Origin of the sequence: Streptomyces verrucosisporus (assembly GCF_017114865.1) — a bacterium.
Lineage (GTDB): Bacteria > Actinomycetota > Actinomycetes > Streptomycetales > Streptomycetaceae > Streptomyces > Streptomyces fenghuangensis.
In genome coordinates, this window is the sequence record NZ_JADEYH010000030.1 from 25818 (window position 1) to 47202 (window position 21385).

General features: G+C 71.7%; 17 protein-coding genes and 1 pseudogene. 9 read left to right on the top strand and 9 right to left on the bottom strand.

Features of this window, described 5'->3' with window-relative positions; translation table 11 throughout:
* Nucleotides 1-92 precede the first annotated feature (92 nt).
* Nucleotides 93-1235: a GGDEF domain-containing protein gene (locus tag IQ279_RS23755; protein ID WP_206351270.1), complete on the bottom strand. Its 1143-nt coding sequence runs from the start codon at nt 1233-1235 to the stop codon at nt 93-95.
* A gap of 214 nt (nt 1236-1449) precedes the next feature.
* Between IQ279_RS23755 and IQ279_RS23760 the strand changes: the two genes are divergently transcribed.
* The 4 genes from IQ279_RS23760 (at nt 1450) to IQ279_RS23775 (ending at nt 5708) form a co-directional block, all read left to right on the top strand.
* Nucleotides 1450-1938, top strand: a complete 489-nt coding sequence (locus IQ279_RS23760) for an XRE family transcriptional regulator (protein ID WP_206351272.1) — start codon at nt 1450-1452, stop codon at nt 1936-1938.
* A 151-nt stretch (nt 1939-2089) separates the two neighbouring features.
* Entirely contained in the window at nt 2090-2941 is an 852-nt protein-coding gene (locus tag IQ279_RS23765; protein WP_241028626.1) for a phosphate/phosphite/phosphonate ABC transporter substrate-binding protein, read from the top strand.
* Entirely contained in the window at nt 2938-4197 is a 1260-nt protein-coding gene (locus tag IQ279_RS23770) for a sulfurtransferase TusA family protein (protein ID WP_206351273.1), read from the top strand. The genes IQ279_RS23765 and IQ279_RS23770 overlap by 4 nt, the downstream gene beginning before the upstream one ends.
* Nucleotides 4198-4268: 71 nt before the next feature.
* Nucleotides 4269-5708 carry an ATP-binding protein gene (locus IQ279_RS23775; protein WP_206351274.1) on the top strand — a complete coding sequence of 480 codons (1440 nt, stop codon included), beginning with the start codon at nt 4269-4271 and terminating at the stop codon, nt 5706-5708.
* A 115-nt stretch (nt 5709-5823) separates the two neighbouring features.
* Here the strand turns inward: IQ279_RS23775 and IQ279_RS23780 are convergent, their stop codons facing one another.
* Both IQ279_RS23780 and IQ279_RS23785 read right to left on the bottom strand, forming a co-directional pair.
* Entirely contained in the window at nt 5824-7140 is a 1317-nt protein-coding gene (locus IQ279_RS23780; RefSeq protein WP_206351275.1) for an SPFH domain-containing protein, read from the bottom strand.
* Entirely contained in the window at nt 7137-8870 is a 1734-nt protein-coding gene (locus tag IQ279_RS23785) for an SPFH domain-containing protein (protein ID WP_206351276.1), read from the bottom strand. The genes IQ279_RS23780 and IQ279_RS23785 overlap by 4 nt, the downstream gene beginning before the upstream one ends.
* Before the next feature lie 370 nt (nt 8871-9240).
* On the opposite strand from IQ279_RS23785, the gene IQ279_RS23790 reads away from it, so the two are divergent.
* From IQ279_RS23790 to IQ279_RS28255, 4 genes and pseudogenes are all read left to right on the top strand, one after another.
* Entirely contained in the window at nt 9241-9396 is a 156-nt protein-coding gene (locus IQ279_RS23790; protein ID WP_206351277.1) for a hypothetical protein, read from the top strand.
* Nucleotides 9397-9607: 211 nt separating this feature from the next.
* Entirely contained in the window at nt 9608-10396 is a 789-nt protein-coding gene (locus tag IQ279_RS23795) for a thioesterase II family protein (protein WP_307792506.1), read from the top strand.
* 729 nt (nt 10397-11125) lie between these two features.
* Nucleotides 11126-11455 (top strand): annotated as a pseudogene (locus IQ279_RS28865) (AfsR/SARP family transcriptional regulator); the annotation flags it as partial.
* A gap of 288 nt (nt 11456-11743) precedes the next feature.
* Nucleotides 11744-13234 (top strand): AAA family ATPase, encoded by a 1491-nt coding sequence (locus IQ279_RS28255; RefSeq protein ID WP_307792508.1) that lies wholly within the window; start codon nt 11744-11746, stop codon nt 13232-13234.
* On the opposite strand, the gene IQ279_RS23805 is transcribed toward IQ279_RS28255, so the two are convergent.
* From IQ279_RS23805 to IQ279_RS23815, 3 genes are all read right to left on the bottom strand, one after another.
* On the bottom strand, nt 13211-14398 hold the full coding sequence (locus tag IQ279_RS23805; protein ID WP_206351281.1) for a cytochrome P450: 1188 nt from the start codon (nt 14396-14398) through the stop codon (nt 13211-13213). The genes IQ279_RS28255 and IQ279_RS23805 overlap by 24 nt on opposite strands.
* Nucleotides 14399-14579: 181 nt before the next feature.
* Nucleotides 14580-16115, bottom strand: a complete 1536-nt coding sequence (locus IQ279_RS23810) for a flavin monoamine oxidase family protein (RefSeq protein WP_206351282.1) — start codon at nt 16113-16115, stop codon at nt 14580-14582.
* A 247-nt stretch (nt 16116-16362) separates the two neighbouring features.
* Nucleotides 16363-17256 carry an NAD(P)-dependent oxidoreductase gene (locus tag IQ279_RS23815; RefSeq protein ID WP_206351284.1) on the bottom strand — a complete coding sequence of 298 codons (894 nt, stop codon included), beginning with the start codon at nt 17254-17256 and terminating at the stop codon, nt 16363-16365.
* Between the two features lie 153 nt (nt 17257-17409).
* On the opposite strand from IQ279_RS23815, the gene IQ279_RS23820 reads away from it, so the two are divergent.
* Nucleotides 17410-18429 (top strand): helix-turn-helix domain-containing protein, encoded by a 1020-nt coding sequence (locus IQ279_RS23820; protein ID WP_241028627.1) that lies wholly within the window; start codon nt 17410-17412, stop codon nt 18427-18429.
* 44 nt (nt 18430-18473) lie between these two features.
* On the opposite strand, the gene IQ279_RS23825 is transcribed toward IQ279_RS23820, so the two are convergent.
* From IQ279_RS23825 to IQ279_RS23835, 3 genes are all read right to left on the bottom strand, one after another.
* On the bottom strand, nt 18474-18902 hold the full coding sequence (locus tag IQ279_RS23825) for a YybH family protein (RefSeq protein ID WP_206351286.1): 429 nt from the start codon (nt 18900-18902) through the stop codon (nt 18474-18476).
* A 175-nt stretch (nt 18903-19077) separates the two neighbouring features.
* On the bottom strand, nt 19078-19914 hold the full coding sequence (locus IQ279_RS23830) for an NAD(P)H-binding protein (protein ID WP_206351288.1): 837 nt from the start codon (nt 19912-19914) through the stop codon (nt 19078-19080).
* Nucleotides 19915-20019: 105 nt separating this feature from the next.
* Nucleotides 20020-21366: an NAD(P)/FAD-dependent oxidoreductase gene (locus tag IQ279_RS23835; RefSeq protein WP_206351290.1), complete on the bottom strand. Its 1347-nt coding sequence runs from the start codon at nt 21364-21366 to the stop codon at nt 20020-20022.
* Nucleotides 21367-21385 lie beyond the last annotated feature (19 nt).

Consider the following 21385-nt stretch of genomic DNA (forward strand, 5'->3'; position numbering starts at 1 on the left):
CCGCGCGCCGAAGGGAGCCGCGGCAGCGGACCCCGCACACCGGGCACGCTCCGCACGACCAGTACGGCTCGCTTCCCGCGGGGGTTCCGGCCCTACGCGCAGGAGGCCCGCGCGGCGCCCCCGGCCGCTTCGGCCGCCTTCGCCGTCTCCAGCGCCGCGTGCAGCGCGCGGATGCTGGTCAGCCGGCGATCGGCGGCCGGCGGCACGATCCAGTGCGGACCCGGCGGGCGGACGCTGGCGGCATCGGGCACGACGACGTAGGAGCCGCGGCCCAGCACACGGGTGCCGGGCAGCTCCCAGCGGTCGGCGGCCCTGGGCGGGATGAGGAAGTACGCCCGCGACCGCTCCCAGCCCCCCTCCGGTGCTCCGCCCGGCCCGCCGGTCTCCCCGGGCAGGTCGGCGATGACCGGGCCGGGCGGCCGGTCGCCGTAGCGCAGCAGCGCGTCGAGCACCAGCAGCCCCGTCCGCCCCGGCACCCGTACCGCGTCCCACCAGGTGCCCGCGGGTACGGCGCGGTGCGTCCCGCCGTACGGCAGCCAGCTCGGCCGGGCGGCGGGCGGTATCGCCCGGAAGGGGCCGGGCCGGAGGGGCGCCGGACGCGGGTCGGGCGTGCCGGGGGCGCCGGCCAGCCGGATGCGGCCGCCTCCCGCGCGCTTGACCTCCCGCAGCGCCACGTCGGAGTCCAGCAGCAGGTCCGACAGCCCGCCCGGGGCGGGGTCGGCCGGATCCCAGACGGCGACACCGAGCGAGACGGTCTGCCCGGTGATGGTCACGGTGGTGCCGCGGCTGACCGGGGCCGGCACGGACATCTCCCGCACGCCCTGCTGGACGAGCCGGGCCGCGGCCATCGCCTCCTCGGCGCCGGCGCCGGGCAGCAGGGCCAGGAACTCGTCGCCCGCGTGGCCCCCGTAACGCCCGCAGACCGCTTCTCCGGCGCAGCTCGGGGCAGCGCTCCCGACGCGGCGCAGCACGTCCGCGGCGGCGCGCAGCACGGCGTCCCCGGCGAGGTGGCCGTAGGTGTCGTTGACGGCCTTGAAGCGGTCGAGGTCGCCCAGCAGCAGCGCCAGCGGCCTGTGCTGCCGGCGGGCGGAGGCGAGGGCCTGGGAGGCCCTGATCTCCCAGGCCCTCCTCACCAGCAACCCGGTGAGGTCATCGGTCAGGGGGCGATGACCGCCTCCCGGACAGCACGAGGGGGACGGCGCGTACTCCTCGGTCGTCCTCGGCGCAGTACTCATCGATCCCCTTCTCCCCCGGTCGTGCGGTCCGGCGCATGGGCGGTGGTGAACCTGCGGTTGAACTGTTCACTCTTCAACTCAACTGGTAGTTGAGTGAACGCGATGAGTGAGTTTAGGCTTCCGAATCACTGACCTGTCAACTCCCCTCCGGTCGACAGGAGTTATGATGCGGTGACGACTCCTGGTCTGTTCCGGTGCGGTGGAGGTGGATGCGGTGTCCGACACCCGCGGGGATCGGACGCTGGCGGAGAGACTCGACCGGCTCTTCGACACCGTCCGTCCGGAGGGCTCCAAGGGCCGCCGGTACACCAACGAGGAGGTCGCCACCGCCGTCAAACGCGCGGACCCCGGCGTCCGGGTGGGCGGCGCCTATCTGTCGGCGCTGCGCAAGGGCACCAAGAAGAACCCCTCCACCGAGCTCCTGGGGGCCCTGGCCCGCTTCTTCGGCGTCCCCGCCTCCTACTTCCTGGACGAGCGCGCCGCGGCCCGCACCGACGCGGAGATAGAACTCGCCAAGGTGGCGCACAACATGGGCGTCAGAAAGCTCGCCCTGCGCGCTCTGGAACTCTCCCCCGAGGGGCTCGCCGCCGTGACGAGGATCGTCGAGCACGTCCTGGAGAGCGAGCCCAGCGCCCGCACCCGGCAGGAGGAGCGCCCGTCCGCCGGCGCGCCCGACCCGGAGGACCGCACCGCGCGACCCTGACCGCGCCCCGTTCCGCCGTGTCCGCACGCCGCGTCCGCGTGGCGACGGCGTCCGACGGCTCCTCACGCGTACGCGCCCGGGGCGTGGTTGTCCGGATCGTCCCGTACTCCTAGGATTCGCGGAGATCGCCGCCATGTGAGGAGAGCGACCCTTGACACTGCTGATGGGCGCCGTGGCCTACGACCCGAAGACCGTCACCATCTGGACCGGCTTCCGCGCGTGGCTGCGCGCCCGGGGCCTGCCCTTCGACTTCCTCCTCTACTCGCACTACGAGCGCCAGGTCGAGGACCTGCTCGGCGGGAGGCTGCACGCCGCCTGGAACTCGCCGCTGGCCTGGGTGCGCGCCGACCGCATGGCGCGGGCGGCCGGCCGGGAGGTGCGTGCGCTGGTGATGCGCGACACCGACCAGGACCTCACCTCCGTCGTCGTCACCCGCCACGACTCGCCCGTCGCCACCCTCGCCGACCTCAAGGGGCGCACGGTGGCCGTCGGGGCGGTCGACTCGCCCCAGGCGGCCCTGCTGCCGCTGGAGACGCTGCGCCGGACGGGGCTGCGCCCGGGCGGCGACTTCCGCGTCCGCCGCTTCGACGACGGCGTCGGCCTCCACGGCGACCACGTCGGCGGCGAGCGGGAGGCGGCACGCGCCCTGTTGGCGGGCGAGGCGGACGCCGCCTGCCTCCTGGACGCCAACCACCTGCTGTTCGGGCGGGAGGGGACGCTGCCGCCCGGGAGCACACGGGTGCTGGCCCAGACGGAGCCGTACGACCACTGCAACATGACGGTCGCGGACGACGCCCCCGCCGAACTGACCGGGCGGTTCGGCGAGTTGTTGCTGTCCATGTCGTTCGCCGACCCCGAGGCACGCCCCCTGCTGGAACTGGAAGGGCTCACCGCCTGGCGCCCCGGCCGCACCACCGGCTACGCGCTGCTGGAGGCCGCGGTGGACGAGGCGGGCTTCTACGACCCGTCCGGACGGGTCACCGCGGCGGAGTACGCGCCGTGACAACGGCCGGACACGGCCCCGGCTTTGATCCCGGGCCCGGTCCGCGGACACTCCGCCTCGGGGCGCTGGGCTTCGAGCGGGGCGCGCATCTGCTGGTGCGGCGCGCGCTGCGGGACCTGCGTCCGGGCCAGGAACTGGCGGTGACCGGGGACGATCCCGCGCTCCTGGTCCACCTGCGCGCCTGGTGCCGCGCACACGGCCACGAACTGCGCGCACCGGATCCGGGCGGTGCCCCGGGCGGGCAGGGGGCCCGCGGCGTCCGCGCCCGGATCGTCCGCGGCCGGGCGGACCTCGACCGCTGGTCGGGTGCCGAGCGGGCCGGCGGCCCCGGCTTTGACGGCCTCGCCGCCCGCCCCTCGCCCGCCTGGGGCCTGGCGGCGCGCGGCGCGCTGGTCGAGCGCGGCGGCCCGGCCGGTCCCTTCGACCTGGCGGACCGCGACCACGTCTGGGCCGATGTCGCCCCCCACCTCTACGCCCGCGCGGCGGCCGAGCAGTGGGACCCGGGCCGGGCCGTCGACTGGGAGGCGCCCTTCGCGCTCCCCGACGAGATCGAGCGCGCCGTCGTCCAGGTGATGACCTATCTGGTGGAGAACGAGCAGGCCGCCCTCGTCGTCCCGGCCCGGCTGCTGGCGCGCATCCACCCGCACTTCCGCGAGGTCGTCCAGCTGCTGGCCGTGCAGGCGGCCGACGAGGCCCGCCACGTGGAGGTCTTCACCCGCCGCGCCCTGCTGCGGGGCGGGGAGATGGGCACGTCCTCGGCCGGCGGGCGGGAGTCGCTCGACACCCTGCTGACCGAACCGGACTTCTCCCTGGCCTCCTTCCTGCTCTCCGTGCTGGGCGAGGGCAGCTTCCTGAGCCTGCTGGCCTTCCTGGAGCGCCATGCCCCCGACCCGGTCACCCGCCGCGTCACGGCCCTGGCCCGCCGCGACGAGGCCCGGCACGTCGCCTTCGGCGTCGCCCACCTCCACCACCGCGGCACCGTCGATCCCGCCCTGCGCGGCAGGCTCCGCGCGGCCGTGGAGCGCCGCCACGACGCCCTCACCGACACCGCGGGCCTCAACGCGGACGTCTTCGACTCCCTGGTGGTCCTCGCCGCGGGCGAGTGGACCCCCGAGGCGATCGGCCGGGGCCACGACGCGGTCCTGGCCCTCCAGGCCGAGATGGACGAGGGCAGGCAGCGCCGCCTGGTCCACCTCGGCTTCCCCGCCGACGAGGCGGCCGAACTCTCCGCGCTCCACACCCGCAACTTCATGTGATCAGAAAAGTCGGCGCAACAAAGTAAGATTGAATCTAACTAAGAATCGATCTTAGTTTCCTGGGAGGCGTCGTGGAGTTCCGGGGAAGAAACGCGGATCTGAGGCTGCTGGGCCGCCTGCTGGGCGATGTCGAGGAGGGACGCGGGGCCACCCGAGGCCGCGCCCTGATCATGATGGGGCGACGACGGGTGGGGAAGTCGCGTCTGGTGCAGGAGTTCTGCGACCGGTCGGGGGCACCGTATGTGGTGTTCCAGGCGACGAGGGGCCGCAACCCCGACTCCGAACGCGCGGACTTCACCGCGGCTCTGGCCCAGTCCCCTCTGCCCGGAGCGGAACTGGTCGCGGGGCTGCGCGCGGACGACTGGAACCAGGCGCTCCGCTCGCTCGCCCTCGCGGTTCCGGACAACAGACCGAGCATCGCCGTGATCGACGAGGTCCCCTGGCTGGTCGAGCGGGACGGAGAGTTCGAAGGGGCCCTGCAGACCGTCTGGGACCGGTATCTGTCGGCCAAGCCGGTGCTGCTGGTGCTGGTCGGCAGCGACATGTCCGTGATGGACGCGCTGCAGTCGTACGAGCGCCCGTTCTTCGGGCGGGCGACGAAGACGGTCGTCCAGCCGCTGAACCTGGCCGACGTAGGGGAGATGACCGGTCTGGACGCGGCGGACGCCGTGGACGCCATGCTCATCACCGGCGGCTTTCCCGAGATCGTGCGGGCCTGGCTGCCGGGTACGAGCAGACTCGAATTCCTGCGGGAGTCCGTGACGAACCCGCTCTCCCCCCTGCTGGTGGCCGGGGAGCTGTCACTGCTGGGCGAGTTCCCCGAGACCTCGCACTCGCGCGCGGTCCTGGAGTCGGTGGGCAGCGGCGAGCGCACGTTCAGCGCCATCGCGGCCCAGGCCGGCGGCTCCGGCGCGCTGCCCGCCGGCACGCTCTCACCGCTGCTGAAGAGGCTCCTGGACAAACGCGTCCTGGCCGTCGACCTGCCGCTGTCGGACAAGCCCGACACCAAGAACAAGCGCTACCGCGTCGCCGACCACTACCTGCGCTTCTGGCTGGCGTTCCTGCACCGGGCCATCCCCCTGGCCGAGCGCGGGCGGGGCGACGTGGCGCTGGCGCGCATCGAACGCTCCTGGCCCACCTGGCGCGGCCGGGCGGTCGAGCCGCTAGTCCGCGAATCGCTGGCGCGGCTGCTGCCCGACGCCCACTGGCCGGAGACGGAGGCCGTGGGCGGTTGGTGGAACCGCCGGAACAACCCCGAGATCGACCTGATCGGCGCCGACCGCGAGCCGGTGGCCGGGAAGGTGCACTTCGCCGGTTCGGTGAAGTGGCTGGACAATCAGCCCTTCGGGCGCCGCGAGTACGACGCCCTGGCGCGCGACGTGCTCTCCGTGCCCGGTACCGGCCCGGACACCCCGCTGGTCGCGGTCTCCCGCCGCGGAGTCGCCGACGGACTGCCCCTGGCAGCGCACTGGGGCCCGGAGGACCTGGTGCGGGCCTGGGAGGCGGGGTAGCGGCTCAGGCCCTCGGCGCCCGGGAGGACCCCGAGGGCCTGAGCCCTGGGCGTGCCCGTCCCCGTCCGCCCGGCTCCAGCCGGGCGGACGGGGACGGGGCGGACGGGGGCGGGGCTCAGCCCTCGTCGTCCGCCGCGCCGCCGGACCGCGGCGCCGGCTGCGCGGACGGCAGGGCCGCCAGCCGCGGCAGCAGCTGGGCCGTCAGCAGCGTGGACAGCGCCGAGGTGTCGCCGCCGCCCGCGCCGTCGGTGCGCACCACGACCGGCCGCGGCGCGCTGCCGGCCAGGGCCGCGCCGACCTCCAGCCGGCGGCGGGCCAGCTCGTACTGGAGCACCGCCCGGTTGTCGCGGTACGCCTGGGCCAGCCGGCGCTGGGCGCGGGCCTCGTTCTCGGCGGCGATCAGACCGCTGCGCCCGCGGGTCTCGATCTCGAACCGCACCCGCTGCGCGTTGGTCTCCTGCTCCTCCAGGAGCTGGGCCACCTCCTCGCGCGCCCGGTTCAGGGCGGCCTTCACCTCGACGATGCGCGCGTCGCGCACCTTCTTCGCCCGCTCGATGTCCATCTGGAGGCTGTCGATGCGGCGCTTGCGGGTCAGGCCCCACTCCTGGTCGTACGCGGCGCGCTCCTTGGCGACCCGCTCACGGGTGGCCAGGTGCTGCTGGTACTGGGCCGGGAGCTGCACGTCGGGGATGTTGCAGCCGGTGATGCGCACCCCGTAGCGGGAGAGCTGACGGTTGAGCAGCTCCTGCATGTCGGCCACGTCCGATCCCCGCAGGTCGTAGGCCCGCTCGGTGCGCATCCGGCGCGCCCGCTGCCGGATGGCGTCCTGCACCGCGCTGGAGAGCACCAGGTCGAAGTTGCCCGCGCCGATGGTCCGCACGAACAGCACCGCGTCGGTGATGCGGAACTTCAGGAAGAACTCGATCGACCGCAGCGGCACGTTCTCCTGGGTCGGGCAGGCCATCACCGGGGCCGAGTAGGGGATCTCGGTGGCGGTGTCCACCACGAACTCCACCCGCGACCACGGGTGCCACAGGTAGTGGCGGCCGGGGTCCAGGGTGCGGGTGACCGCGCCGTAGCGGGTCAGGACCCCGTTGGTGCCCTGCTCGATCTCCACGATCGAGGAGCGCCACCACCACAGCCCCCCGACCAGCAGGGCGAGGACGCCCACGACGTAGGAGAGTGCGGCCAGCCAGTCACGGGCGGCGCCGGTCAGCCCGCCGGAGTCGCCCGCGCTCAGCAGTACGCCGCTCAGCAGCGCGAACACCCCCAGCCACAGCGGCAGCAGCCACCACAGCCGACGGCGGTGGCGGGGGATGATGACCGGGACCAGGGTGCCCGCCTCGCCGCCGCGCAGCAGCTGGGCGATCTCGCTCCAGGGGGCGACGGCCTCGGAGATGACCGACCTGCGGGCGGTGGACACGGCGCTCACCGCGCGGCCTCCTCGGTGTCGTCGTCGGACGCCGCGGGGGCCGCGGACGCCCCGGGCGCTTCAGGTGATCCGGGCGCCCCGGGCACCCCGCCGGGCGCCTCCGGGACCGCGGCCTGTGCGCCGGCGGAGACCGCCGCGCTCCCGGCCGGTACGGTCGGCCGCTCCTCCGCCAGCAGGGCGCGGATCTCCTCCTGGCGCCGTTCGATGCGCTCGGAGACCTCCCGCAGCCGGGTGCGGACGGCGGCCATGTCGGCGTCCGTGAACAACTCCGTGCCGTGCTCGCCGATCATCTCCCGGGCCAGCCGCAGGAAGTCGACCCCGGCCGTGCCGTCGGACTCCTCCGCGCCGCCGACCCGCACCAGCTGCGGCAGGTGGTCGGCCACCTGCTCCAGGGTGTCGAGCATCTGCTGCCGGTAGCGGTACTCCAGGATCTCCGGGGCCTCGGCGGCGGTCACCGCGCGGATGTCCAGGGCCTGCGCCTCCAGCAGCGCGGCGTTGGCCTTCGCCTCCGACTCGGCCTGCACATAGCGCTGCCGGGCCAGTGCCTGGGCCCGGTTGGTCTCCCGCTCCACGGCGGTGTCCATCTGGGCCTGGTACTGGGCGATCTCCGCCTGGATCGCGGAGAACGTCTCCTGCAGGCCGGCCAGCTCCTTGGTGAGGTCGCCCTCGTCCTGCTCCTTGCGGAGCTGGAGCGCGTACTCGTGGGTGTAGGCCTCCTTGGCGACCCGCACCATCTCCGGGGCCGCCAGGTCCATGCGGTAGTTGCGGTCGGAGGGCTCGGCGTGCGTGATGTTGGCGTTGGTCAGCTCCACCGCCGGCTGGAACTGCTGGTTGAGCTGCTCCAGGAGCCGGCCGGTGTCCTCGCCGACCATGTCGTAGATACCGGCGGCCTCCTGCTCGTAGATCAGGCTGCGGATGGTCTCGCTGACCGCGTTGCTCAGCTTCTCCTCGAAGCCGCGGACCGCGCCGAGGGTGTAGACGAACTCCACCGGGTCGTTGATCCGGAACTGGATGAACAGGTCGATCGAGGCCTTCACCCCGCTGCGGGTCGGGGCCTCGCGCACCGGCGCGTTGAACGGGTACTCGCGGGTGGTGTTGAGGATGTACGACACCCGCTTCCACGGGTTCAGCAGGATCACCCGGCCGGGACCGACCACCTGCTCCAGCTTCCCGAAGCGGGTGATCAGCGCCTGGCAGCCGTCCGGCACCATCACCATGCCCTGCCGCCACCACACGAAGGCCACGGCCAGCACCGCCAGCACCCAGTAGTGCAGGCCGAACAGGGGGTTGGTCAGCGCGCTGCCACCGGCGGCGGACACCACCGAGGAGCCCACCGCGCCCACCACCAGCAGCATGAGCATCGGGAGCATGCTCAGCAGGGAGCGTCCGCGCGGCAGCACCATCGGGCAGATGGCGTGCACCGGCCCGCCGCCCTCGCGCCGCTGCTCGCTGCGGTTGAGCGCCTCCCCGGCCTCCGCCAGCGGAACGGTCCGCTGCGTCATGACGGTGGCGATGGAACCGCCGCCCTGATCGCGCGCGGCGGGGAAGTCGGCCGGGTCGATGCCGTCCTGCTGGGAGGGTTCCTGACGGGAGGCGCCGCCCTCGGCGTTCCCGCCGCCCTCACCGTCTCCACCGCTTCCGGCCCCGCCGCGCCGTCGCCGGCGCAGCTCCTCCTCGGCCACGGCCCGCGGATCGGCTCCCTGGGCCACCGACTGTGCGATTCCGCGCATGTCCTGGGTTCGTGCCACGTCTGCCCTTCGCCGTCTCCGGTCTCGTTCGTCCCGTACGGGTGTTCCACCCCCATCTCACATCACACGGCCCGCCGCAGACGGGTGCGGGCGCGGATCGTGACCCGGACGGAACCTTCGACGCAGCCCGGCCCGACCCGGACGGTGTGTCCGCCGGGAGCCTCGCCCTTGCGCCCTCGCCGGTCGGCAGGCCGTTGCCCGGCTCCGCGTTGCACCGGGTGAGGAAGGACCCCTCCTCGCGGGAGTCGGAGATCGTCACCGTCCAGGGGGCCTCCACGTCCGCGTAGGCGATCGTGCACTCGGTGGAGGCCTTCGCCCTCGAGTGATCTCGCCGCCCCCGCCGGAGCCGTTGGTGCTCCTCATCACGCCGGCCATCCGCTGCGACGGCGAGACCGGTCTGCCTGGACGGCGGCTTCCCGTCCTCGTCGGTCTCTGCGCGACGCAGCGGGCCGGCGGGGTGCGCGGCGGCGTGATCGCGGTGCGGGGTGGCCAGGACGAGGGGACGTGATGGGAAATGCCGAGTGGTACACGACCCGGGGATGCGACGATGCGGGTGGACGCACGACACGCAAATCCGTTCGAGAGGTCCCTGGATGTCTGGTGAGGTGCGAGGGCGCCGCGAAGCAGGCGCTCTGAACAGTGCGGTCGGGCACGGGAAGGCGGGTTCGGCCGAAGTGAACCGGCAACCGTGGAATGTCTGGTTTCGGCGCTTCCCGGCGGTGGGGAAAGCGGTTACAGGCGCCGGCGACGCGGAGTGCGAGCTGGTCTGTTTCCCGCACGCGGGCGGTTCCGCCGCCTACTGGCAGCCCCTGGCCGTCGCGCTCGCTCCGGCCGTGGACGTGGTGGCCGTGCAGTACCCGGGGCGGCTCGACCGGTTGCGTGAGGCGCCCGTCGAGGATCTGCATCTGCTGGCAGACCTGATCACCGAGGCACTGGGCCCGCCGGAACGCGTGCCCCGGGTGTTGCTCGGGCACAGCATGGGGGCCTCACTCGCGTACGAGGTGGCCGTACGGCTCGCCCGGCAGCCCGGCGGCGAGCCCCATCTGCTCGTCGTGTCGGGCCGTCGCGGACCGGCCGCCGCCCGGGGCAGGAGCCGGGACCAGCCTGTCGGCGACGCCGAACTGGTCGAAAGGATAAGGAGGCTGGGAGGCACAGACGCACCGGTCTTCGACGACCCGGACCTGCTGGAAATGGTTCTGCCCGCGCTGCGCGGCGACTACCGGGCCCTCGCCTCCTATGAAGCCACTCCCGGCCGACCGCTGTCCTGCCCCGTGGTCGCCCTGGCCGGCGACCGCGACCCGGAGGCGCCGGTCGAGGAGGCCCGGACCTGGGGGGAGCAGACCTCGGGCGACTTCCGCACCCAGGTGTTCGAGGGTGGTCACTTCTTCCTCAACGACCATGCCGGAGACGTCGTCGACCTGATCCGCGGCCTGCTTCCGACCCGCTCCGGCCGACCGGAGCGGACCACCGGCCTCTGGCACCGGCCTCCCTCCGCGCGGAACCTGTGAGCCGCCTGGATCCGGCCATAAAAAGGTCCGCCCCCAGAGGAAATCTTGACCGGAAGGCGCTGATCGTGTGTCACTTGTGGACGGGTGTTCGTGATCGACTCGGCGGGTCGAATCGCGGAGAGGGGGACACGGATGCGAACACCCGGCGTTCGGGCGTGCCCGTCCAGGGGCTGCCCGTGACTCGACGAGGGGGTCGGCGGGCCTCACTGACGGATCGAGTTCTCCCATACCGGGGCGATCCGGGGCAGCAGCGGCAAGTCGTCGAACCGTCTCGAACCGGTCACTGCTCGGTTCGCTCCAGAGCTTACGGAACGGCCTTGAGGGGGCTTCAGGGCGATTAATTGCAAGAGCTTGAGCGATCTTGTAATGGGGGAAGCAATGCGGTTTCGTATGCTGGGACCACTGGAGGTAGCCTGTGGCGACCAGTTGGTCGGGCTGGGTGGAACGAGGCAGCGCGCGACACTCGGTTTTCTGTTGCTCAACGCCAATCGGGTGGTCGCGAACAGTCACCTGATAGAGGCGTTGTGGCCGACCGGAAAGGCACCCCAGTCGGCCCGGAAAATACTTCAGAACTCGGTGTGGAGACTGCGCAGGGCGCTCTTCCCGGACGAGCGTGACGCCGGCCGTGTGGAGTTGTTGAGCCAGGCCCCGGGTTACATGCTGCGGGTCGCACCCGACCGGACGGACCTCCACAATTTCCGGGGACTGGTCGAGAAGGGCCGTGCGGAAATGGCGGCGGGGTCACCGAAGAACGCGTCCCTGCTACTGCGCGACGCACTGGCCCTGTGGCGGGGTCCGGTGTTGGCCGATCTGGTGGAAACCGGAATCGACTGGCCCGAGCTGACTTCCGTCAGGAACGCCCGGCTGGATGCTCTGGAGGATTACTTCGAGGCAGAGCTGGCGTGTGGTCACCATCACCGCATCATAGCCGAACTCGAGAAAACGGTTGCCGTCGATCCGTTGCGGGAGCGGCTGCTCGGACAACTCATGCTGGCGCTCTACCGGTCGGGACGGCAGACGGACGCGCTGGACGTTTATCACGGCGCCCGGACCGAAATGGTGGAAAAACTCGGGCTTGAACCGGGCCACGCCCTCAAGGTATTGCAGCAGGCCATTCTCGCCCATGACCCGGCACTGGTCCCGGCCGGGAGCCGGCAGCAGATTGAGCTGCTCATGACGGGCGTCTCTCCGGACCGCGCGGAGTCGGTTCCCCAGGGTTTACTCGGAGGCCCGGACACCTTACCGGCGCAGCCGGAGTCCCCCGCGGCACCGGCCGTACCCCGCGACCGCCGGGGCGACGAGGGCACGCCCCCCGAGGAGCCGGCCACGGCGGCGCCTGTGCCGCCGGTGCTGCGCACGATGGTGGCCGAGCGCATGGACGTCAGCGTCCTCATCGTGCGCGCCCAGTTCAGCCCGGAGGACGGCGTCAGCGACCCCGAGCGGGTAGACGAGGCGGCGGAGAACGCGGCCTCGGTCATCCGCGAGGAGGTCGAGTGCCTCGGGGGCGCCGTCACCGCCTCGATCGGCTCGATCTGGCTCGCCCTGTTCGGGGTGCCCCGCACCGGTGAGGACGACCCCGAACGGGCGGTGCACGCGGCGATGACGATCCGCGACCGCCTCGGTGTCGCGGCGGCCCCCGCCGGACCGGCCGCGGCCGCCGCGTGCGGGGTTTCCGTTCTGGCGGCGGTCGCCACCGGCGAGGCGCTCGTCCGCTACCAGCCCGGCCGCGGGGAGATCCCGCCGTCGGTCAGCGGTGCTCTCCTGGAGGAGTGCCACACCCTGCTGTCCCTCACCCCCGCCGGGGAGATCCGGGTCTGCGACGTCACCCGCCGCGCCACCGAGTTCGCGGTCACCTACCACCGCGGCGACTCCTCGCCCGGCTGGCAGGTCGGGGGGTTCCGCCAGGAGTACGCCGCCCTGCACGCCGTGCCCGTGATCGATCGCGAGTACGACCTGGACGTGCTGCGCGGCCTGCTCCAGCGCACCCGGCACCAGGCGACGCCCCATCTGGTGACGGTGCTGGGGGAGCCCGGCATCGGCAAGACCCGCTTCGTCATGGAGTTCGAACGGCGGGTCGCGGCCAACCCGGAGGCCGTACGGCTGCTGATGGTGCGCAGCCGGCCCGTCACCGACGAGGAGCCGCTGGAAATCCTGTACGACCTGGTGGCGTCCTGCTGCGGGACCCTGCCGGGCGACTCGGCCGAGATGGCGCGGGCCAAGCTCACCGCCACCGTCGAGCGGCTGCTCGAGGGCGAGGAGGAGCGGCAGTGGATGCTGACGCGTCTGCGCCCGCTCCTCGACGCCGAGATCTGTGCGAGCGTCCGGGGCGCGGCCGGCGACGTCCTGGTCGCGTCGCGCCAACTGCTCGCGGAGATCGCGGGACGAGGCCCGCTCGTGGTGGTCTTCGAGGACCTGCACTGGGCCGACGACGTTCTGCTGGACTTCGTCGAGGACCTCGCGCCGTCGGTGGGCTCACTGCCGCTGCTGGTGATCGCCACCGCCCGGCCGGATCTGCTCAAACGACGCCCGGAGTGGGGCGCCGGTATCCGGCACGGACTCACGCTCACCCTGGAGCCGATCTCCGACGCGGCCATCGACCGGCTGCTGGAGTTCCTGGTGTCCACCACGGCCGGTGGTCCGAACACCTCCTCCGGCGGACTGCTCAAGGCGCTGCTGGAGGGGGCGGATGACGATCCTGTCGCCCGTCGCGCCCAGTTGCGCCACATCCTGGCTTCCGGCTCGGCCTCCCTCAGGGACGAACGGTGCGGCGCGGGCAGCCCGCAGACCGCCGCGCCGGACCCGTGTCTGCCGAGGTCAGCCGGACACCCGTACCGGTAGCCGGGTGGGCGAGATCAGCTGCCTGGGGTTCTCGAACTCAAGGCGCCCGGCCTCGTCCACAGCGATGTCCCGGTAACGGTCCATCAGGAGGTTCAGGGCGACCTTTGCCTCGAGGCGGGCCAGCGGCGCGCCGAGGCAGAAGTGGATCCCCTGCCCGAACACCAGGTGGCTGGTGGTGCGGTGGATGTCGAACCGGTCGGGGTCGGGGAACCGGGAGCCGTCCCGGTTCGCGGCCCCGATCCACGGCGTCACCAGCGACCCGGCGGGGATCGTGTGGCCACCCAGCTCGGTGTCGGCGGTGGTGATCCGGGCCAGCCTCGGGAACGGCGGCCGCAGCCGCAGCACTTCCTCCAGCGCGCCCGGCAGCAGTGAGCGGTCCGCGCGCACCGCGGCCCCGACTTCCGGGTGCCGGTCGAAGAGGAGAACGGCGTTGCCGATCAGGGCCATCGTGGTGGCGTGCCCGGCGAACATGGTCAGACCGGTCACCCCGACGATCTCACCGTCCTCCAGGTACTTGCCGTCGACCTTGGCGCACGCGAGCCTGCTGAGCACATCGTCGGTGGGGTTCTCGCGCAGCCGCCGGACATGCTCCAGCAGATACGCGTTCATCTCCCGCACCGCCGGGACGACCTCCTTCTCCAGCTGCTCCGGGGGGACGGTCGCGGCGTCTATGGTGCCGAGGGCCTCGCCCCACACCCGGAACAGCGGCTCGTCCTCGACCGGCAGGCCCAGCAGCTCCAGGATCACGTTGATGGGCAGGCTGTAGGCCAGTGAGTCGATCAGGTCGAAGCGGTCCGCGCCGCCGACCCCGTCGAGCAGGGCGCCGGTGATCTTCTCGATCCGGGGCGTCAGCCCCGTCACGGCCCGGGCTGTGAACACGGAGCTGATCACCGAGCGCAGCTGGCGGTGCCGGGGCGGGTCCGTCGTCACCAGATTGCCCATGTCGAAGAAGTCGAGATCGGGCTGCGGCGGATTGAACGCGTGGGCGGTGTCCGAGGAGTAGGTGGTCGTGTCGGAGAGGATGCGGGAGACGTCGGCGTAACCGAACACCTGCCAGCCCTTCTCGGGGTCCCGGTACACCGGCTGGGTGTCGAGCATCGAACGGAACCAGGCGAACAGCGACTCGGCCGGATCCTTTGCGAGAGTATCCGAGGCTATGCTCATGATTTTGACCCTATCCTCGTGCTTCTCGGCCCACGGTGATTTCTGCGGGCGCAAAAGGAATGCGTGAGAGATCTGAAACCGGCAGCGGACCGAAGCCCGCTGCCGGTGATGCGGCGCCGCCTCTCGAAGACCGTCCGTAGACCGTCGTCAGATCAGGTGGAGACCGGGCCGGGAGCGCGGATCAGAAAGCCGACATCGAGCGGTACAGCCGGCGGTCGACCCGCGGGGCGTGCAGGGCCGCCGAGCTCGTCAGACGCTCGATCTCGGCGGCGGTCAGGAGCTTGCCGCCGGCCACGCGGATGCCCGACTCGACGGCACCGTCCATGTAGCCGCTCCAGCCGTCGGCGATGTCGCCGCCGGCGAACTTGACGCGGCCGTGCGGCTTCTGGATGTCGCGGTGCAACCGGGTCAGCTGGAACGGCTGCCGGAAGGCGCCGACACCCAGCGCGAACTCGTCCGCGTGCCAGTCGTTGGCCGTGTAGTCGAGCAGCTCGGCCTCCGGGAGGATGTCCTTCACCGCCGCCTCGACCTGTCCGCGGTCCCGTACGTCGAAGGTGTCCTTCACACTGAACGCCACCACAGGCTGGCCCTCGTCGAAGCGGCCCATGATGCAGATCGGGTGCCCCTCCGGGGCCTCCGCGACGAAGCGGTCGGCGGGCCGCCGCAGGTCCAGCCACAGCTTCTTCTCGTGCGGCACGCCGATGCCCGCGGCCGAGGCCGTGCGATGCGCCTCCGGCAGCCCCGGGGTGAACTCGATCGTCTTCCACACGTTGACCGGTACGGCCATGATGACCTCGGGGGCGACGAACCGCCTCCCGTCACGGGTGATGACGCAGACCCGGTTGCCGTCCTGCTTGACCGCGGCCACCGGCGAGTTCAGGCACAGCGTGGGCGCCGCCTCCGCTAGGATGGCCCTGAGCAGGGAGATCGTGCCGTTCTTCGGGCGGTAGGTGTTGACGCCGTGGAAGCCGTCGAAGTTCCAGCCGGACAGCGCCCACCACTGGGTGAGGTGGGTCAGTGCGCCACGCTCGCTGGAGCCCCCGTACAGCGAGGTCGTGCTGGTGAGCCGGATCTCCTCCTCAGGGGCGTACCTCATCTGGTCGAGCCGGTCGCGCAGCGAGAACCCGTCGTGCCTGCGCACCAGGTCCTCCCGGTGGAGCGGCTCGTAGGGGCGCTCGAAGTACTCCCTGTTGCCGTCCTCGAAGAACGGGGTGAACAGCTCCTTCTGGCGGGCGTACGCCTCGGCCGGGTCGTACTCCTGGAACCCGTCGAGGGTGGGCATGATGCTTCGCTCGACCCCCGCGTCGGCGACGACCGGAATACTGTAGCGGTTCAGCTCCCGCCACACGTAGGGCTGGAGCGGGTCGACCCAGGCGCCGCCGCGCTCGATCTGCTGCCCCTGGTAGGTGTCGGTCCAGGTCCGTCCCCCGATGCGGTCGCGCGCCTCCAGCAGGAGGACCCTCTTGCCCTGGGCCCTCAGCTCACGCGCGGCGGTGACCCCGGCGAGGCCGGCGCCGACGACGATGACATCGAAGTTCTTCCTGAGCTCCTCGGCCCCGGCCGGCTGCGCGACGGCCGCACCCGCCGCGGTGACGAGCGTGGCGGCTCCGGCCGCCTTCAGCAGGGTCCGCCGCGGCAGCCGCGACGCGGTCAGGCCGGAACCGGACGTCGTGTTCTCGTTGGCCGATATCGCACTGTACTCGTTGGGTGTACTCACATTGCTCCTCGATGTGTCGCCGGTGCGAACGCAAGGCGCCCCCCGGACCCTCGGACCGTGTCCGGAAAGCGACGCCAAACGTAGCCGAGCAGCGGCGATTTTCGGTCTTCCGTGGGTAATTCCGTTTAGCGGGCGGCAGGGAGGGTGCCAGGGATCGAAATGTGAGAGTCGCGTGTAGGCGGAATGCAAAAAGCCTCCGGGAGACGGCTGGTGAGCCGTCTCCCGGAGGCGGGGTGGAGCCTGTCCGTCAGGCGGAGGGCTTGCGGAACTGCTCGATCAGCGCCGCGTAGCTGCTGTCGGAGTGGCCGGCGGCCGCCGCGCGGTCGGCGAGTGCCTTGAAGAAGCGGGGCAGTTCGGAGTTGATGCCGAGGGTCTCGCTCTCCTCGGCGAGGTGCTCCATCGCGTCCTGGTGGACCGTCATGGTGGCGTCACTGGCCGGGTACTTGCCCTCGTCGATCTGCGGGGCGTACGCGGTCACGTACTCGGTGACCACGTTGATCATCGTGTTGGCCAGCGGAGCGAAGGTGGTCGCCTTCACGTTGGCCGTGCCCAGCAGGGCGGCGCCGTGGAGGAAACTGTTGAGGATGCCCCACATGATGCCGAGCAGCGACATGTCGTAGAGAGCGGACAGCCCGTGGTCGGTGTCCAGGTACGTGGTGCCCGCGGCGCCCAGTGCGCGCAGCGTCGCCTCGTGCTCCTCGAAGGCCTCCTTCGGGCCGCTGTACAGCAGGACGGCGGCGTCGGTGGCGATGTCCGGCGGGATCGCCATGATGGCGCCGTCGAGGTAGGTGGTCCCCGCTCCCGCCGCCCACCGGGCGGTCTCGCGGGCCTGCGTCGAGGTGCCCGTCGTCAGGCTCACGACGACCTTGTCCTTGAGCGAGCCGGCCAGCGGGTCGAGCAGCTCGTGCAGGGCGGTGTAGTCCGTGACGCAGACGATGACCAACGGGCTCGCCGCGACCGCGTCCGAGACCGAATCGGCGCGGACGGCACCCTCGGTGACGAGCTGGTCGGCCTTGGAGGCCGTCCGGTTCCACACGGTGGTGGGGTGTCCCGCCTTGAGGAAGGCGGCGGCCAGCGCCTGGCCCATCAGACCGAGGCCGATGACCGACACCGGGGCTTGAGCTGCGTTGGTGTTCGACATTGTCTACTCCCGTTCCAGTTCACACTATGACTTGCGTGGTTTGCATCTCGGCGACGGCCAACCCGCTGTCCGCAACCCTCGCACCGCGGTGCGGGCGACGGACAGTGGCAGAAGTGCCGACATTCGCAAAATTCCTGCCGTAGCCTTGGCGGTATGAATCCTGGGTCTGTCGCCATCGCTCTGGTCAACGACACGGACATGCGGGTGTGCGAGGTCTACGAGACGGCCATCGCCTACGCGGTTTTCGGTGATCCACAGCCGGATCTCGCCGACCCCTGGTACGACCTGCGGGTGTGCTCGGTGACTCCGCTCTCCGGCGCCGGCCCGGCACGGGGGGTCTCCATCCGAACCACCCACGGCGTCGAAGACCTCGTCACAGCCGACACCGTGATCGTGCCCTCGGTGCCGGACGCCGTCGTCAGCCGGGGGGAGCCCCTCCCGGCCGAGTTCGTCGAGGCGCTGCGCCGCGCCTACGACGCCGGCGCACGGATGGTGTCCCTGTGCACAGGGGCGTTCGCGCTCGCGGAGACCGGTCTCCTGAACGGCCGCCGGGCCGCCGCGCACTGGCTGAACACGGCCGACCTGGCCAAGCGCTACCCCGAGGTGGAGGTCGACGACTCGGTCCTCTACGTGGACGAGGGCCGGGTCCTGACCAGTGCCGGTATGACGGCCGGACTCGACCTGTGCCTGCACATCGTGCGCCATGACCTCGGCGCCCATGTCGCCAACCAGCTCGCCCGCCGGCTGGTGGTGTCCGGCCACCGGCCCGGCGGCCAGAGCCAGTTCGTGGACCTCTCCGTCCCGGTCACCGACGACGACAGCCTCGCCCCCGTCATGGACTGGGCCGCTCGCCACCTCGATCAGCCCCTCACCGTCGACGGCATGGCCAAGCGTGCCGGGATGAGCACCCGGACCTTCTTCCGGCGCCTCCAGGCCGCCACCGGGATGACCCCGCTCAAGTGGCTGCTCAACCAGCGCCTCGCGTACGCGCAGACCCTGCTGGAGACCACCGGCCTGCCGATCGAGCGGGTCAGCGAGTTCAGCGGTCTGGGTACGGCGGCCAATCTGCGCCGTCACTTCACCCTGCACGTCGGGGTGACGCCCACGGACTACCGCCAGTCGTTCGGGGTGGCCCCGGCCCGCCGCAACACCCTCGTCGGCGGGCGCCGCTGAAACCACGGGGCCCGAGCGCCCATCGCGCCCGGGCCCCGCGGTGGTCAGGCCCCGGCGGCCTCCTCCGCGGTGCGGGGACCGCTGACGCCGTAGGGGTGGTCGATGACGTAACGCCAGTGGCCGTCCTCACCGCGCTGGAGGACGTCCATCGCGACACCCTCCAGGTGCTCCGGCTTGCCGTCGGCGTTCTTGGTCTCCATCGACCACTCGACGATCAGCAGCGCCGTGTCACCGGTCACGAGGGTCTGGAGCACCTTCGCGTCCACGGTCGGGCCGTAGGACATGAACTCCTTGACCCGGTCCCGGCGAGCCTGGCCCGTCAGCGGCACCCCCGGGTCCCAGACGCCGACGGCGTCCTCGGTGTACATCGAGTTGACGGCGTCCGCGTCACCGGAGTTGAACGCCTCGCCGAACATCTCCTGATGCTTCTCGATGTCGCTCGACAAATACTTGTCATACTTTCCGCTGGCCATGGAAGAGCCGCTCCATTCATCCCCCCGCGAGGGAGGTGGACGAGAGTTGACAGACGGGCATCGGGCGGATTGGGCATCGCGCCGCGCATTTCGACCCGTTGAACGCTACTGGCCGCCCGGAACGATCGGGCAACACCCCGGTAACCACCTCTGACCAGTGACGGAGATTCGCCGGTTATCGCGCCGAGACCGCGTCCCAGTCCGTCTCGGCCGCGTACACGTGGAAGTCACGGGGCTCCCGCCCGAGAGCCCTTCGCACACCATCGGAGAGATAAGCGGTCCGGCCGTCACGGATGGTGTCGAAGATCTCGTTGACGAAATCCGCGAAGTCCCTCGCATAGCCCCGGCCGACGAGATGCCGGGCGTATTCTTCGCGGTCCACCACGACCGGACGGATCTTCCGGCCCGCCGCCTCGGCGATCAGGTCGACGCACTCGACGAACGTCATCAGCCGCGGCCCCGACAGGACGTACAGCTCGCCCGAGTGCCCCTCCTCGGTGAGCGCGGCCACGGCGACGGCCGCGATGTCCTCGGCGTCGATGAACGGCTCCATGCCCTGGCCGTCCGGCAGGATCACCTCGCCGGCGGCGACGTCCGGCGCCAGCAGCTGGTCCTCGCTGAAGTTCTGCGAGAACCACGTGGGCCGCAGGATCGTCCACTGAGCCCCCGACTCCCGCACCGCCCGCTCGGCGGCGAACCGGCTCTCGTCGTGCGCCCACTGCTCCAGCGTCCGCGCGGACAGGAAGACCAGCCGCCCGACACCCCGCCGGGTGGCGAACGAGGCGAAGTCGGCGAGGAGTTCCGCGGCGTGGGGTCCCTGCTCGTCCACCACGTAGACCGCCTCGACGCCCTCGACGGCCGTCGCCCACGTCTCCTTGTCCCACCAGTCGAACCGCTGGGCGCCCGAGCGGGACGCCACCCTGGCCGTACGTCCGCGTTCGGCGAGCTGCCGCGCCACACGGCGGCCCGTCTTGCCCGTACCGCCGAGTACCAGAACGGGAGTGTTGTTCATGTCACCTGCCATTTGATGGATACCGTCACGGAAAACCCGTCACGGAGAAACTGTCACGGAAAAGCTGTCCTGGAGGGGCGATCGGGGAATTTCCGGGACGAAGGGTCAGCGGAGCCCGGTCACCGGTGGGGCGTCCGGGGAGGCCGCGCGCACGGCCGACCGGATCTCCGGGGCAAGGAGCGCCTCCGGCGGGTCGACCAGGAACAGCACGCGGGCGTACGCGGTCAGCAGCGAGTGGTCGCGGGTGGCCGCCTCCAGGAGCTGCCCCACGTACGTCTGCTCCTCCCGCCACTCCTCGGTGCGTTCGCCCTCGACGCCCGGGAAGGCGAGGTCGGCGCCGGTCGTCATCGCCCACACCGCGTCCACCGCCCCCTTCGCGAGGTCGGCGAAGTACTCCTCGGCACGCGGCGCGCCGGGCCGGGACACATGCTCGCCGAGCACCATGGCACCGAGGGCGGCGACCGTCATGCCCTGCCCGTACACCGGGTTGAAGCTGCACACCGCGTCGCCGAGGACGAGCAGCCCAGCGGGGAACGAGGACATCAGCTCGTAGCGGCGGCGCAGGTTCGCCGGGAAGCGGTACGCCACCGGATCGCCCAGCGGCTGGTGGTCCCTCACCGTGTCGTAGATGTCCGTCCCCGACAGGGACTTCAGGAACGTGAGGAACCCTTCCGAGTCGTGGGGCGGGTAGTCGCCGAGGAAACCGTACGCCGTCACCACCGTACGGCCGCCCTCGACGGTGGCGCAGATCGCGCCGCGCCCGGTCTCCGGCGAGGCCACCACGTCGATGGAGATGTCGTCGCCCATCAGCTCGGGCGGCAGCCGGAAGTACTGCGTGGTGTAGCCGACCCCGATCCGCTGCTGCTCCTCCCGCACCTGGGGGAAGCCCAGTTCCGCCAGCCACGCCGGGGTGCGGGAGCGCCGCCCGGTGGCGTCCACCACCAGATCCGCGGCCAGTTCGCGCGACCGGCCGTCCCCCACCACCGACACTCCGACGACCGTCCGCCGGTCGTCCGAGGTCAGCAGCCCGGTGGTGTCGTGCCGGTGGAGGAACGACACGTTCGGCAGCGCACGCACCCTGGTCCGCACCCGCTGCTCCAGGTGCGGCCGGCTCATCGACAGCAGCAGCATGTCCGAATGGGGCTGCGGCATCCGCCGCCCCTCCATGACCCAGCGCACGTTCCCGGTGACGTCACCGGTCACCGCGCCGGTGGACACCAGCTCGTCGGTGATGCCGGGCAGCAGTTCCTCGATGATGTGCCGGCCACGTGCCAGCAGGGCGTGGACGTGGTTGCCCTGCGGCACGCCCTTGCGCGGCAGGGCGTCGTCCCTCAGCTCGTCCCGGTCCACCACGACGACCTCGTCGTACGCGTCCGCCAGCACACGGGCCGCCAGCAGTCCGGCCATGCTCGCACCCAGCACGATCGCGCGGTTGCGCTCAGCTGTCCCCACGGTTGTCGCTCCCTTTTAC

Excerpts from the sequence above, each read along its gene's own strand:
- IQ279_RS23755 (WP_206351270.1), bottom strand. The coding sequence starts at position 1,235 with ATGAGTACTGCGCCGAGGACGACCGAGGAGTACGCGCCGTCCCCCTCG.
- IQ279_RS23785 (WP_206351276.1), bottom strand. The coding sequence starts at position 8,870 with ATGCGCGGAATCGCACAGTCGGTGGCCCAGGGAGCCGATCCGCGGGCC.
- IQ279_RS23805 (WP_206351281.1), bottom strand. The coding sequence starts at position 14,398 with ATGAGCATAGCCTCGGATACTCTCGCAAAGGATCCGGCCGAGTCGCTG.
- IQ279_RS23815 (WP_206351284.1), bottom strand. The coding sequence starts at position 17,256 with ATGTCGAACACCAACGCAGCTCAAGCCCCGGTGTCGGTCATCGGCCTC.
- IQ279_RS23820 (WP_241028627.1), top strand. The coding sequence starts at position 17,410 with ATGAATCCTGGGTCTGTCGCCATCGCTCTGGTCAACGACACGGACATG.
- IQ279_RS23825 (WP_206351286.1), bottom strand. The coding sequence starts at position 18,902 with ATGGCCAGCGGAAAGTATGACAAGTATTTGTCGAGCGACATCGAGAAG.
- IQ279_RS23830 (WP_206351288.1), bottom strand. The coding sequence starts at position 19,914 with ATGAACAACACTCCCGTTCTGGTACTCGGCGGTACGGGCAAGACGGGC.